Origin of the sequence: Knoellia sp. Soil729 (assembly GCF_001427985.1) — a bacterium.
Taxonomy (GTDB): Bacteria; Actinomycetota; Actinomycetes; order Actinomycetales; family Dermatophilaceae; genus Knoellia.
On sequence record NZ_LMSA01000002.1, the window covers coordinates 1,226,952 to 1,240,330 of the forward strand.

Genomic DNA, 13,379 nt, shown 5'->3' on the forward strand with positions numbered 1-13,379 from the left:
CGGTCTACGGCCCGCACTCGTCGAACGCTTCACCGACGCGCGGTGTTCCGCGCCCTGCCCAGCCTTCTCGTGGCCGGTGCGGCCGGTCGGGTCAGGCCTCGAGGGTCCGGTCGAACAGCTCGCGGACGTGGTCGGGCAGCGCCGGCTCCTGGATCGTCAGCTCGAGTGGGGGGAGGTCGCAGCTGACGCCGTAGCAGAAGCGGTCGGGCTGCACGTGTCCGCCGGCGTAGGCCTGGAGCTCCGGCGTCGGACCCGCCAGCAGTCCTCGCCACGCCGACGCGTCGGGCTCCGGCAGCTCGTCGAGGACGACGCTGCGCTCCCTCACGATGCCGGCGAAGCCACCGGTGCGGCGGACCTGCACCTGCTGCGGGGTCTGCGGCGAGGCCGGCGCGGGGGCCGGCTCGGATCCCGGAGCCGGCGCGGGCGTGGGTGTGTCGGCGCCCTGCGTGACACCGACCTCGCGCCAGGCCGACCTCACCGCCTCGGCCTGCACGGAGTCCTCGCCGTGGACGGTGACCGCCGCGGCCACGGTGAGGTCGGCAAAGGTCGCGAAGTCGCAGTCCGCCTTGATGTCACCGGTCACCGCGGCATACCAGATGGCACCGGCGACCTCCCAGGCGTTGCCGCCCAGTGCGGTGGCCACGAGGTGGAACGCACGGTTGGGGATGCCGGAGTTGATGTGGACGCCACCGTTGTCGTCGTCGGTGACGACGAAGTCGCGCATGTGCGCGGGTTGGGGGTCCTTGCCCAGGCGCGGGTCGTCGTACGCCGTGCCGGGCGCCTTCATCGACCGCAGACCCACCCCCTTGACGCCTGGGGCGAGGAGCTCGGCGCCGATGAGCCAGTCGGACTGCGCGGCGTCCAGACCCAGGGCGCGCTGCTTGACGAGGATCCCGAAGACGTCGGAGACGTGCTCGTTGAGGGCGCCCGCCTGGTCCTGGTAGTTCAGGCCCGAGGTGTACTGCGTGACGCCGTGCGCCAGCTCGTGCCCGATGACGTCGAGGCTGCGGGTGAACCCGAGGAAGACCTGGCCGTCACCGTCACCGAACACCATCTGCGAGCCGTCCCAGAAGGCGTTGTCGTACCTCTGGCTGTAGTGCACGCTCGCGACGAGGCCCAGTCCCTTGTCGTCCAGCGAGTTGCGGTCGTAGGCCGCGTGCCACAGCTCCCAGGTCGCGCCCAGCCCGTCGTAGGCCTCGTTGACCGCGGTGTCATCGCTCGCGCCCTCGCCCTCGGCCCGCACCTGCCTGCCCGGCAAGGTCGTCGAGCCCTGCGCGTCATGGATGACGCGGTTGGGTGCCTCCGTGGTGGCGCGGGTCGCCCGCCGGCTCACCCCCTCACCCGTGGCGCGCAGCGAGTGCTCGCGTGCGTGCTGCTCGTAGCGGAAGAGGTCGAGGCGCAGCGTCTCGCGAGCACGCTCCTCGATGCGGGGGTCGCCCGACGTCGCGAGCGCCTGGAGCAGGTAGGGCGGCACGATGCCGCAGAACACCGGAGCGGAGCCCTGGCTCGGGGAGGCTGGTTGCGAAGTCATGCCTCCATCTTGACCCCGACCTCCGACAGGCGCTCGCCGGAACGTGTCACCCTTGAGGAGTCAGCGGTTGCTGCCCCGCCGCTCCACCTCTCGCCCCAGGAATCACGGAACGTCCATGACCACGCGCCTTCCCCGCCGTACCGTCCTGCAGTCGGCCGGTGCAGCGGTCGTGGTCGTCGCGACCGGCACGGTCACCGCGTGCTCCAGCCACAGCCCCGGCGACAGCTCCAGCGCGAAAGCCCCCCACGAGCTGACCGTGAGCACGGCGGGAGCCGCCGCTGTGGTGGACCCGAAGGGAACCCCTGCCGCGGTCACGGTCGCCGCGACGCGTCTCCTGCTCGAGCGGGCGAGCGCGGTCGTCGTGACCTCGACACACGAGACCGACATCACCGCGGGAGCAGCAACGGCCCGGCGCCTCGGCGTGCCCCTGCTGGTCGCCGGACCCGAGCTCGTCGGCGAGCTCGACCGGCTCGGCACCCGCACGGTCATCCGGTATGCCGGCCGCTCACCCCAGTCGCCCGACCCCGCCGCCGTGCCCGACGAGTTCGGGAAGCGCGAGGTGGTCGAGGGCCCGGCCGGCGACGGCGTGCCCGAGGTCGCGGGCCTGCCACTCGAGCCGCCCACGGACGCGGCGACCGTCCTGCTGCTCGAGGGCACCACGCTCCCGGCCGCCCTCGCGCCGCTGCTGCACGCCGTGGGCGCCACGCCGCTCGCCGTGGCCGCGCCCGACATCCGCCGCTCCGCACAGGTGCGCGCGGCGCTGACCACCCGGCCGAAGGCACCGGTGCTCGCCGTGGGCGCGAGGTTCGGCGCGGAAGAGGTCTTCGCCCAACGGGTGCGCACGACGACGCACGCCTCCGAGCTCCCCGGTGGCGGGCTCGTGCCCTTCCCGGACCGGATGATGGTCGCGCTCTACGGTCATCCGCACACCGCCGACCTGGGGATGCTCGGTGAGCAGTCGGCTCGCGAGTCCGTGGTGCGGGCCCGGGCCCTGGCGAAGGAGTACGCCGCGCTCACCGACACGGTCGTCGTCCCGGCCTTCGAGCTCATCGCGACCATCGCCTCGAGCGTCAGGGGCGACGGCTCCTACTCGACCCGCACCCGCAGGAGCGAGCTGCTCCCGTGGATCGAGGCCGCGGAGAACGCCGGTGTCTACGTCGTGCTCGACCTCCAGCCGGGCCGTTCGGACTTCCTCACCCAGGCCAAGGCCTACGAGGAGCTGCTCGTCCGGCCGTGGGTGGGGCTCGCCCTCGACCCCGAGTGGCGTCTCAAGCCCGACCAGGTGCACCTCAAGCAGATCGGGTCGGTCGGCATCGAGGAGGTCAACGAGGTCGGAGCCTGGCTCGCCGGGCTCGTGCGTGCCCACGACCTGCCGCCCAAGGTCCTCACGCTTCACCAGTTCAACCTGCGGATGATCCGAGACCGCGAGCGCCTCGACACCTCCCTCGATGAGATCCAGTGGTTGGTGCACGCCGACGGCCAGGGAACCCAGTCCGAGAAGCAGGAGACCTGGAAGGCGTTGCGCCGCAACCTGCCCGACGGCGTCTGGCTCGGCTGGAAGAACTTCGAGGACGAGGACAGGCCCATGCTCACCGTCGAGCAGACGCTGGAGCTCGTCCACCCACGCCCGTCGTTCGTCTCCTACCAGTAGGCGTCCACGACCCGGGGCATCCGTTCCGGCTCAGCCGTAGGTGTCGCGCGGACCCCGGCCGTCCTGCACGCGCCGCATCCCCTTGGACCAGGACGGAGCGCTGGGGCCGACGACCCGGATCGAGGTCACCGTGCCCTCACCGACCTCTCGCGCCAACGTCCCCATGAGCGTGGCCGACATCAGGCGCAGGTTCGTCGCCCACGCCGTGGAGTCCGCCCGCACCGTGAGCACGGTGTCGACGAACTCCACCGGCTGGCAGTGCTGGGCCACTTCCTCGCCGACGATCGTGGGCCACCGCCCGAGAACCGCTCCGACGGCAACATCGACCTTCCATCCACGCTCGCTCACGAAGGCGTCGAGCTCCTCGCCCAGGAGCATCGGGTCCCGGCCGTTCTTGCGCCCGCCCATCCCGTCGGGCACGTCCTTGAAGCGACGTTTCGGCTTGACGCCGGGTCGCAGACCCCGGGAGCGGGCCGCGGCGCGCGCCCGGGCCAGCGCGTCGGCCGGCGCACTCTCCAGGTCTCCCACGGTTTCACGTGAAACGTCGGCGGTGCCCGGATTCTCGCCGTCGGCCGAACCAGCCTGTCCTGCAACGGGATGGGGTTCCTCAGCCACGCGCGGTCACCTCACCCAGCGACACGGCATACGTGCGTCCTCGCAGCTCGGACGGCACGTCCGCCTCCACGGCAGCGGTGATGAGCACCTGCTCGCAGTCGGCGACCATGGCGGCCAGGCGCTCGCGCCGTCCGGCGTCGAGCTCGGCAAAGACGTCGTCGAGGATGAGGACGGGGTCGTCCCCGAGGTCGTGACGGAGCAGGTGGTATGCCGCGAGCTTGAGTCCCAGCGCGAAGCTCCAGCTCTCGCCGTGGCTGGCGTAGCCCTTGGCGGGCAGCTCGCCGAGCGTGAGCACGACGTCATCGCGGTGCGGCCCGACGAGGGTCACGCCGCGCTCGATCTCCTGGGCGCGCACCTGCGCGAAGGTCTCGAGCAGCTCGGCGTGGATCTCGTCGAGCTCGGGCACCTCGCCCGCGGCGATCCGGCCCGCGAACTCCTCACGCAGCGACGCCTTGTAGCTCACCCGGGCGTCCGACTGGCCGGCACTCACCTCGTCGTAGGCCTTGCCGAGCAGGGGCCCGAGGTCGCGCAGCAGCCGCAGCCGGGCATAGAGCAGGGGGGCCGCGACCTGGGCGAGCTGGGCGTTCCAGACGTCGAGGGTGTGCAGTGCCGCCTCACGCTGCGACACGACGTCCGCGGCCTGTTCGTCGGAGCGCAGCGGTCTGCGCTGCTTGCCGCGACCGCGCAGCACGGGGGCGGCGGACTTCAGCAGGGCGTTGCGCTGCTTGAGGATCCGGTCATAGTCACCACGGGCGCCGGCCCAGCGGGGCTGGCGGGCCACGAGCAGCTCGTCGAGGAAGCGCCGCCGCTCCGACGGGTCGCCCTTGACGAGCGCGAGGTCCTCGGGCGCGAAGAGCACAGTGCGGACCTGCCCCAGCACGTCACGGGTGCGGGTCAGGGGTGACTTGTTGAGCCGTGCCCGGTTGGCCCGCCCCGGCGTGATCTCGAGCTCGACCATCGACTCGCGCCCGTCACGCACCACCGCGGCACGGATGATGGCCTGCGCCGCGCCGAACCGCACGAGGGGAGCGTCGTTGGCCACCCGGTGCGACGACAGGGAGGCGAGGTAGCCGATCGCCTCGACGAGGTTGGTCTTGCCCTGGCCGTTGAGGCCGACGAACGTCGTGATCCCGGGCTCGAGCGGGAGCTCGGCGCTCGGGTAGCTGCGGAAGTCGCCGACGGTGAGGTGCCGGACGAACACCGGGGTCCCCTCAGGACTTCGTGGCGCTCTTGGTGCGCTTGCGCGTCGAGCCGGAGCGCGTGGAGCCGGTCCCGGACGTCGGAGCGGAGGCACCGGTCGAGCCCGAACCCGAGGACGGGCCCGCCTTCGCGGCCTCGCGTCCCTTGTCCGCTGCCTCGGGGGCGCTCTTGGTGGGCTTCTCGTGGCGGGCGGCCTTGGCCTTGGAGGCAGGCGCCGAGCGCGGACCCTTGGCCGCTTCGTCGCGCAGCGTCTCACCCTCGTCCACCGTCATGACCTGGTGGCCACCGAACTGTCCTCGCAGTGCCGCGACCGCCTGCATCGTGGGCGAGGACTTCTGGCGTGAGGCGAAGCGGGCGAACAAGGAGGCGGAGATGACGGGCATCGGCACGGAGTTGGCGATGGCCTCCTCGACGGTCCAACGGCCCTCGCCGGAGTCGGCGGTGTAGTCCGACACGTCGTCGAGCTGCGGGTTCTCCTCGAGCGCCTTGACCATGAGGTCGAGCAGCCAGGAGCGCACGACGGTGCCACGGCTCCACGCCTTGAACGAGCCCGGGACGTCCTTGACGATGTCCTTCTTCTCGAGGAGCTCGAAGCCCTCGGCATAGGCGTGCATCAGGCCGTACTCGATGCCGTTGTGCACCATCTTGACGTAGTGGCCGGCGCCGACGTCGCCGGCATGGACGAAGCCCTCGTCGCGCGGGCCCTCGGGGCGCAGGGCGTCGAAGATGGGCATCGCCTTGGCGACGTTGGACTTGGTGCCACCGACCATGAGGCCGTAGCCGTTCTCGAGGCCCCAGATGCCACCGGAGACACCGCAGTCGACATAACCGACGCCCTTGCCCTTGAGCAGCTTCTCGTTCTCGATGTCGTCGGTGAAGCGGCTGTTGCCACCGTCGATGATGAGGTCGCCCTTGTCGAGCAGCTCACCGAGCTTGGCCACCGTCTCGCGGGTGGGGTCACCGGAGGGGACCATCACCCAGACCACGCGTGGGGCATCGAGCTTCTTGACGAGCGCGGCGAGGGTCTTGACGTCCGAGACGTCGGGGTTGCGGTCGTAGCCCACGACCTCGTGGCCTGCGCGGCGGATGCGCTCGCGCATGTTGCCACCCATCTTGCCGAGCCCGATGAGTCCCAGTTGCATTGACTACCCCTTCACGTGACGGACGGTGCTGTTTCTGCAGGCTACGCCGCTCAGCTCGCGAACCGCACCGGCATGATGACGTAGCGGTAGCTCGTGTCAGCCTCGCCGTCGGCCTCGGCCTGCCCGCTCAGGACGGCCGGCCGCGACGGCTGGGTGAAGGAGAGCCGGCTGAACTCGGTGCCGACCGCACCGAGGCCGTCGAGGAGGAACCCGGGGTTGAAGGCGACCTCGACGTCTGGTCCGGTGAGCGTGGCCTCGACGGCCTCGCTCGCCTGGGCGTCCTCGCCGGTTCCCGCCTCGATGGCGACCTGGCCCTCGGTGAAGCGCAGTCGCACCGGGGTGTTGCGCTCGGCGACGAGGGCGACGCGCTTGACGGCCTCGACGAGCTCGGCGGTGTTGACGACGGACTCGGTGTCGGAGGTCGTCGGGAAGATCGAGCTGACCTTGGGGTACTCACCGTCGAGCAGACGGGTGGTCGTGCGGCGGGAGCCGGCCTCGAAGCCGACGAGCCCGTCGCCACCTGCAGCCGAGCCCAGAGCGACCTCGATCGACCCCGAGGCTCCGAGCGAGCGCGCCGTGTCGGCCAGGGTGCGGGCCGGGACGAGGACGATGTGGCTCGCGGCGCTGTCGGTGGGGTTCCAGGTCAGCTCGCGCATGGCCAGGCGGTAGCGGTCGGTGGCGAGGAGGGTCATCTTGTCGCCCTCGATCTCGACGCGCACGCCGGTGAGGATCGGCAGGGTGTCACCGCGGTCTGCTGCCACCGAGACCTGGCTGACGGCCTGGGTGAAGAGGTGCCCGTCGATGGAGCCGCTGGGCTCGGGCGAGGTCGGCAGAGTCGGGTAGTCGTCGGAGGGCATCTGCAGGAGGCTGAAGCGGCTCGAGCCGCAGACAACCTGGACCTTGGAGCCCTGGACCTCGACGTCGACCGGCTTGTTGGGCAGGTTGCGCGAGATGTCGGCGAGCAGGCGGCCCAGGACGAGCACCGTGCCGGACTCGGCGACCTCGGCGGCCACCGTGAGGCGGGCGGAGACCTCGTAGTCGAAGGCCGACAGCGTCACCGTCCCCTCCTCGTTGGCCTCGATGAGGATGCCGGCGAGGACGGGCACGGGAGGGCGCGCGGGAAGTCCGCGGGCGACCCAGGTGACCGCCTCGGCAAGGACTTCGCGCTCGACGCGGAACTTCACGGCATACCGACCTAACTGTGTGTGTGGTGCAGCTGGCAGAACAGAAGTGGGCGTCCCGGGTGGGCGCTGGGGTGCGCAGGCACGCGGGACAGATGACATTAGTGCACGGACGGGAGCGGGGACACCCGAGATGGAAGTTGTCGTTCGGCCTGCTCGATCCGAGGTCGAGAAGGGATCCCCGGGTCGCAGTTCCACAGGCAGGTCATCGGGGCAGGACCAGTGATAGGGGGATCTCGTCAGAGTTGTAGGAGGTGTGGATCCTGTGGACAACTCGGTGTTCCTGCAGGTCAGCGCACCATCGATCACGTGGACGACCGGTGGACGGCATGTGGAGGGTTCGGCGCCGCCTGTTGACGGCCGCAACGGCGTGCGAGCCCGTCCACCGTGGCGACACCTGTCGTCCACCCTCCCGGGGTGTTCGTCCACAGTTGTCCACAGGGGTTGGGGACGAAAAGCACCTTTCGCCTGTCCCCACGGTGTCCCCACCTCGTCCCCACGTTGTCCACAGGGTCGAGTTGTCCACAGGGATCTCCACAACCCGTGGATGGGCTGCCTCGTGGCCCCGGCGGGCCAGCCGAAGTGACGAATGGGTGGCGCGGTGCCCACAGGTGTGGATTGCCCTGTGGACAACTCGACCAGGTCCGCACTGATGGCCCGTTGGGCCAGTGACTCGTTGCCCTCGCAGCGGGCCACACGGGCCATCAGTGCGGGGGGAGCTGGGTCAGCGGGACTGCTGCTTGATCCGGTTGGTCAGCTCGGTCACCTGGTTGTAGATCGCGCGTCGCTCGGCCATGAGCTGGCGGATCTTCTTGTCGGCGTGCATGACCGTGGTGTGGTCGCGGCCACCGAACTGCTGCCCGATCTTGGGCAGGGAGAGGTCGGTGAGCTCGCGGCACAGGTACATCGCGATCTGTCGCGCGGTGACGAGGACGCGCGAGCGCGACTGGCCCTGGAGGTCCTCGAGGGTGAGGCCGAAGTAGGCCGCGGTCTGCGCCATGATCGTCGCGCTGGTGATCTGGTTGGCGGAGTCGTGCGGGATGAGGTCCTTGAGCACGATCTCGGCGAGCGAGATGTCGACCGGCTGACGGTTGAGGCTGGCGAAGGCGGTGACGCGGATGAGGGCGCCCTCGAGCTCGCGGATGTTGGTCGTGATTCGCGAGGCGATGAACTCGAGCACGTCGTCGGGGACGCTGAGCCGCTCCTGGGCGGCCTTCTTGCGCAGGATCGCGATGCGGGTCTCGAGGTCCGGGGGCTGGACGTCGGTCATGAGGCCCCACTCGAACCGACTGCGCATGCGCTCCTCGAAGCCGCTGAGCAGCTTGGGCGGCAGGTCGCTCGTGATGACGACCTGCTTGTTGGCGTTGTGCAGCGTGTTGAACGTGTGGAAGAACTCCTCCTGTGTCTGCACCTTGCCCTGGAGGAACTGGATGTCGTCGATGAGGAGCACGTCGACGTCGCGGTAGCGGCGCTGGAAGTTCGCGGCCTTGTCGTCGCGGATGCTGTTGATGAAGTCGTTGGTGAACTCCTCGGAGTTCACGTAGCGCACCTTGACGTGGGGGAAGAGGTTGCGCGCGTAGTGGCCGATGGCGTGCAGCAGGTGCGTCTTGCCCAGACCGGACTCGCCGTAGATGAACAGCGGGTTGTAGGCCTTGGCGGGGGTCTCGGCAACCGCGAGGGCCGCCGCGTTGGCGAAGCGGTTGCTCGCGCCGATGACGAAGGTGTCGAACGTGTACTTCGGGTTGAGCCGGGTCAGCTCGACCTGCTCGGGAACGGTGGCTCCGGGGCGCGGTCGCAGGGCACCCGGCGAGCGGGTGCGAGCGACGGAGGCGTGGTCGCGGCGTTCGTCCTCGTCGTCCTCGACCAGGGCGATGCCGTCGAGCTCCGCGCGACGCTCGGCACGGCGCCCGTCACCGTCGGTGGGGGCCGGCTCGGTCGCCGAGGTCGGTGCGGGACCCGGCGGCCCGGCAGCGTGGGGGGCGGCCACCAAGTCCGCGTCGCCGGCAGGGACGAGCACCGGGGCATCACCCAGTGAGGGATCCACCGTGACGGCGAGGCGGACGTCGTGGCCCAGCTGGCTGCGCAGCGTCTCGGTCACCCGGTCGCGCAGCCGCGTCTCGACGATGTCCTTGGTGAAGTCGTTCGGGACAGCGATCAGGGCGGTCTCGTCGAGCAGGCCGACGAGCTTGGCCAGGGAGAGGAACGCTCGTTGCTGAACGGGGATGCCGTCGGAGTCGAGGGCGTCGAGGGTCGTGCGCCAGATCTGGTCCATCGAGGCGTCCGGCACCTGATCACCCCAACCTTTCCGTCGTCCGCCTGCGTGGCCCTACGAGTGTCCACAGGGTTGTCCACAGTCTGTGGGTATGCGGGGTGACGCTAACAAGGGGGTGGCTCCGCGGCAACCCGAACGCCTTCCGAATCCCGTCCCGGGCGTCGACCGTCCGCGTGTCGCGCACAGGTGATGACACCGTGAGGTGAGAGCATAGGGGGTTGGCCGCACCTTGCGGGGCCGCGGCGCGTGGGTTTGACCCGGTATGCCGCTCTCCCGTACCTTGGACAGGCCTGTTGCGGCGGCCGTTGTCGCCTGCCCACAGCCTTCGGCCAGCACCACCCAGACCTGCCAGACCATGCGGTTCGTCCGTATGGGTCCGTCCCGTGAGAAGAGATTTCCCGTGAGCAAGCGTACGTTCCAGCCCAACAACCGTCGCCGGGCCAAGACCCACGGCTTCCGCCTGCGCATGCGCACCCGTGCGGGTCGCGCCATCCTCGGTGCCCGTCGCCGCAAGGGCCGCTCCGAACTCTCCGCCTGAGGCTTTCGGTGCTGCCGGCGCCGAACCGACTGCGGACGCGGTCGGACTTCGCGTCGGCGATCCGTTCCCCTGGTGCGGCGCGAGCGGGATCGAGGATCCTCGTGGTGCACGCCAACGTGACCGACTCTCGTGCGGGACTCCCGCCGCGGGTCGGTTTCGTCGTGTCCAAGGCCGTGGGCAACGCGGTCGTCCGTAACCGGACCAAGCGCCGACTGCGCGCCGTAGTGGCAGCCGAGCTGGCCGGCATACCGGATGGCGTTGACGTCGTGGTCCGGGCGCAGGCGGCTGCCTCGCAGGCCACGTTCGCAGAGCTCGAGTCGGCGCTGAAACCGTTGCTGCACAGGGCCGTTCGCCGCACAGCAGCGTCTGGGACGGCGTGATCATGTCCCTGGGACAGATCATTGCCAAGCCGATCGTGTGGCTCGTTCGTGCCTACCAGCTCGTCGTCTCACCGATGCGGCCCGCCACCTGCCGCTACTTCCCCTCCTGCTCCGCGTATGCCGTGACCGCCCTCAGTCGCCACGGAGCCTTCCGGGGAACCTGGCTCACGCTCCGGCGGTTGGGCAGGTGTCACCCCTGGGCGGCCGGCGGCGTCGACCACGTGCCGGCCCTGCCCGGCGAACCCGATGACGGCGAGCTCATCGCTCGCCACATCCCCCACGAAACCACCACCTGACCCGCACGCACAGCAGCACGGTGCGGGCCCACTCCGGCAGAGACGCCGGAACAACCGAAGGACAGCATGGGAGACTTTTTCCAGAGCCTGATCTACCCGATCGAGGTTCTCGTCGCGTGGATCATGTACGGATTCCACCAGGTTTTCACGAGCCTGGGCCTCGACCCGGCGTCCGGCCTGGCGTGGGGCCTGTCGATCATCGGCCTCGTGCTCGTCATGCGTGCCGCGATGATTCCGCTGTTCGTCAAGCAGATCAACGCCTCGCGCAAGATGCAGATGATCCAGCCCGAGCTGCAGAAGATCCAGAAGAAGTACAAGGGCAAGAGCGACCCTGAGTCCCGCCAGGCGATGACCCAGGAGACGATGGCGCTCTACCGCAAGGAGGGCACGAACCCGTTCTCCTCGTGCCTGCCGATCCTCGTGCAGTCCCCGTTCTTCTTCGGTCTCTTCCGGGTCCTCAACAACCTCGACGACATCGGTGCCGGCACCCACGACAAGATCGGCCCGATCACCCAGACCGTCGCGTCCCAGGCCGAGTCGGCAACGCTCTTTGGCGCGCAGCTCTCGGACAAGTTCATCGGCGCCGAGACGACGACCACCAAGGTCGTCACGATCCTGCTCATCCTGCTCATGTCGGCCACGACGTTCACCACGCAGCGCCAGCTCATGACCAAGAACATGCCGGCGTCCGCCCTGGACAACCCGTTCGCCAAGCAGCAGAAGATGATCATGTACGTCATGCCGGTCGTCTTCGCCGTCTCGGGCATCAACTTCCCCATCGGCGTCCTGCTCTACTGGTTCACCACCAACGTGTGGTCGATGGTGCAGCAGTTCTACGTGATCCGGAAGATGCCGGCACCCGGCTCGGCGGCCGAGAAGGCGCTGCACGAGCGGCTGGCCAAGCGCGGCAAGCCCATCCCCGGTGAGGCCGAGCGCAAGGCCGCAGAGGCCGCCGAGGCAGAGGCCGCGGCGGAGCGGTCCGCCCAGCGCGTCCAGCCCAAGAGCAAGAAGCGCGCGAAGAAGAAGGGCGCGACGGCGGTCACCCCCACGCCCAAGAAGAAGGCCCAGACCGAGAACTGACCCCACTGTGCCGTATCAGGCTCTGACCTGCGACGATACGGCGCCGGACCGGCCGACCACGACGTCGGCCGCCACGAGAGGAACAACCAGATGAGTGACGTGACGGACACCCAGAACAGCGGCTCGGCCCCCACGCCCGAGGACGATGCCATGCCGACCGACGCCGTCGAGGCGCCCCCCGAGGGCGGCGACGTGGCGGCCCCCGCGGACAGGGGGGCCCCCGCGGACCTCGAGAAGGAGGGCGAGGTTGCTGCCGACTTCCTCGAGAGCCTGCTCGACATCTGCGACCTCGACGGCGACATCGACGTCGACATCGACGGTGACCGAGCAGCTGTGGCCATCGTCGACTCCGAGGAGGGGCGCGTCCCCCGTCGGCTCGTCGGTGACAACGCGAAGGTGCTCGACGCCCTCCAGGAGCTCACCCGCCTCGCCGTGCAGTCGGCCACCGGCCACCGCAGCCGCCTCATGCTCGACGTCGCGGGTCACCGCGCCGGCCGCCGGGCCGAGCTCGTCGAGATCGCCAAGGACGCGATCGCCTCGGTCAAGGACTCCGGCGAGAAGCTCGCGCTGGACTCGATGACGGCATTCGAGCGCAAGGTCGTCCACGACGAGGTCCTCGCCGCCGGCCTCTCCTCCGAGTCCGAGGGTGTCGAGCCCCGTCGCCACGTCGTGGTCCTGCCCGCGTGAGCGATGTTTCACGTGAAACGGGAACCTCGGACGAGGTTCCCGAGCCTGCATCACCGCCAGCCGCACCCTCGGGTGCGGCTGAGGTGTTCGGGGAGGGGCTGCCCGCCGCCACCCGCTTCGTCGAGATCCTCGCCGACACGGGAGTGAGCCACGGGCTTCTCGGCCCCCGAGAGGTCCCACGCCTGTGGGAGCGGCACGTGCTGAACTGTGCCGTCATCGAGGACGCGTTCCCGCAGAACGCCAAGCTGATCGACGTCGGCTCCGGGGCCGGCCTGCCCGGCATCGCCCTGGCCATCGCCCGCCCCGACCTGGACCTTCACCTCGTGGAGCCGATGCAGCGCCGCACCGACTGGCTCACCGCCACGGTCGCCGACCTGGGGCTCGAGAACGTGACCGTGCACCGCGGGCGCGCCGAGGAGCTCGTCGGCACCCTGTCCGCTCCGTGGGTCACCGCCCGCGCCGTCGCCCGTATCGCCAAGCTCGCGCGCTGGTGCGTTCCCCTGCTCGAGGGACGAGGAACCCTCGTCGCGATGAAGGGCCGCTCCGCCCAAGAGGAGCTCGATGCCGACCGCCGCGACCTCACCAAGCTCGGCCTCGTCGACGCCACCCTTACCGAGCACGGGACCTCCGTCATCGCCGAGCCCACCCTGACACTGGACCTGACCTTCCAGCCCAAGAGACGCCCCAAGAAGTAGCTCCGTCACCAGCGGCCCCTGTGTTCTCTTGAACCCGGGGGTCGCTTGGTTTGCTTCCGTTGTCGCCGTCGCACGTCAGGGGCGGTTCGCCGCCGTCCCATCCGCCGTCCG

13 protein-coding genes are annotated in these 13,379 nt (G+C 69.9%); 7 read left to right on the plus strand and 6 right to left on the minus strand.

Annotated elements, in window-relative coordinates; translation table 11 throughout:
• Positions 1–91: 91 nt before the first annotated feature.
• Complete coding sequence (locus tag ASG74_RS10815) at positions 92–1,531, minus strand: protealysin inhibitor emfourin (protein WP_056142672.1); 1,440 nt, start codon at positions 1,529–1,531, stop codon at positions 92–94.
• 115 nt (positions 1,532–1,646) lie between these two features.
• Here ASG74_RS10815 and ASG74_RS10820 point away from each other — a divergent pair, with 115 nt between their 5' ends.
• Positions 1,647–3,182 carry a hypothetical protein gene (locus ASG74_RS10820; RefSeq protein ID WP_056142674.1) on the plus strand — a complete coding sequence of 512 codons (1,536 nt, stop codon included), beginning with the start codon at positions 1,647–1,649 and terminating at the stop codon, positions 3,180–3,182.
• Between the two features lie 30 nt (positions 3,183–3,212).
• Here the strand turns inward: ASG74_RS10820 and ASG74_RS10825 are convergent, their stop codons facing one another.
• From ASG74_RS10825 to dnaA, 5 genes are all read right to left on the minus strand, one after another.
• Positions 3,213–3,710, minus strand: coding sequence for a DUF721 domain-containing protein (locus tag ASG74_RS10825; protein ID WP_156465357.1), 498 nt, complete (start codon positions 3,708–3,710; stop codon positions 3,213–3,215).
• Positions 3,711–3,789: 79 nt separating this feature from the next.
• A complete protein-coding gene (recF, locus tag ASG74_RS10830) occupies positions 3,790–4,998 on the minus strand; it encodes a DNA replication/repair protein RecF (protein WP_056142680.1) in 1,209 nt (402 codons plus the stop codon).
• Between the two features lie 10 nt (positions 4,999–5,008).
• Positions 5,009–6,139: a phosphogluconate dehydrogenase (NAD(+)-dependent, decarboxylating) gene (gene gnd / locus ASG74_RS10835; RefSeq protein ID WP_056142683.1), complete on the minus strand. Its 1,131-nt coding sequence runs from the start codon at positions 6,137–6,139 to the stop codon at positions 5,009–5,011.
• A gap of 50 nt (positions 6,140–6,189) precedes the next feature.
• Positions 6,190–7,323, minus strand: a complete 1,134-nt coding sequence (gene dnaN, locus ASG74_RS10840; RefSeq protein WP_056142684.1) for a DNA polymerase III subunit beta — start codon at positions 7,321–7,323, stop codon at positions 6,190–6,192.
• Positions 7,324–8,044: 721 nt separating this feature from the next.
• The gene (gene dnaA, locus ASG74_RS10845) at positions 8,045–9,592 is read right to left on the minus strand and encodes a chromosomal replication initiator protein DnaA (protein WP_056143522.1); all 1,548 of its coding nucleotides are present in this window, start codon (positions 9,590–9,592) and stop codon (positions 8,045–8,047) included.
• 400 nt (positions 9,593–9,992) lie between these two features.
• Here dnaA and rpmH point away from each other — a divergent pair, with 400 nt between their 5' ends.
• From rpmH to rsmG, 6 genes are all read left to right on the plus strand, one after another.
• Complete coding sequence (gene rpmH / locus ASG74_RS10850; RefSeq protein ID WP_035938086.1) at positions 9,993–10,130, plus strand: 50S ribosomal protein L34; 138 nt, start codon at positions 9,993–9,995, stop codon at positions 10,128–10,130.
• A gap of 8 nt (positions 10,131–10,138) precedes the next feature.
• Positions 10,139–10,510 carry a ribonuclease P protein component gene (rnpA, locus tag ASG74_RS10855; RefSeq protein WP_056142687.1) on the plus strand — a complete coding sequence of 124 codons (372 nt, stop codon included), beginning with the start codon at positions 10,139–10,141 and terminating at the stop codon, positions 10,508–10,510.
• Between the two features lie 2 nt (positions 10,511–10,512).
• A complete protein-coding gene (gene yidD, locus ASG74_RS10860; protein WP_056143525.1) occupies positions 10,513–10,806 on the plus strand; it encodes a membrane protein insertion efficiency factor YidD in 294 nt (97 codons plus the stop codon).
• A 66-nt stretch (positions 10,807–10,872) separates the two neighbouring features.
• Positions 10,873–11,886 carry a membrane protein insertase YidC gene (gene yidC / locus ASG74_RS10865; protein WP_056142690.1) on the plus strand — a complete coding sequence of 338 codons (1,014 nt, stop codon included), beginning with the start codon at positions 10,873–10,875 and terminating at the stop codon, positions 11,884–11,886.
• A gap of 90 nt (positions 11,887–11,976) precedes the next feature.
• On the plus strand, positions 11,977–12,573 hold the full coding sequence (locus tag ASG74_RS10870; RefSeq protein ID WP_082569657.1) for a Jag family protein: 597 nt from the start codon (positions 11,977–11,979) through the stop codon (positions 12,571–12,573).
• Positions 12,570–13,268, plus strand: a complete 699-nt coding sequence (gene rsmG / locus ASG74_RS10875; RefSeq protein WP_082569658.1) for a 16S rRNA (guanine(527)-N(7))-methyltransferase RsmG — start codon at positions 12,570–12,572, stop codon at positions 13,266–13,268. The genes ASG74_RS10870 and rsmG overlap by 4 nt, the downstream gene beginning before the upstream one ends.
• The last annotated feature ends 111 nt before the right edge of the window (positions 13,269–13,379 follow it).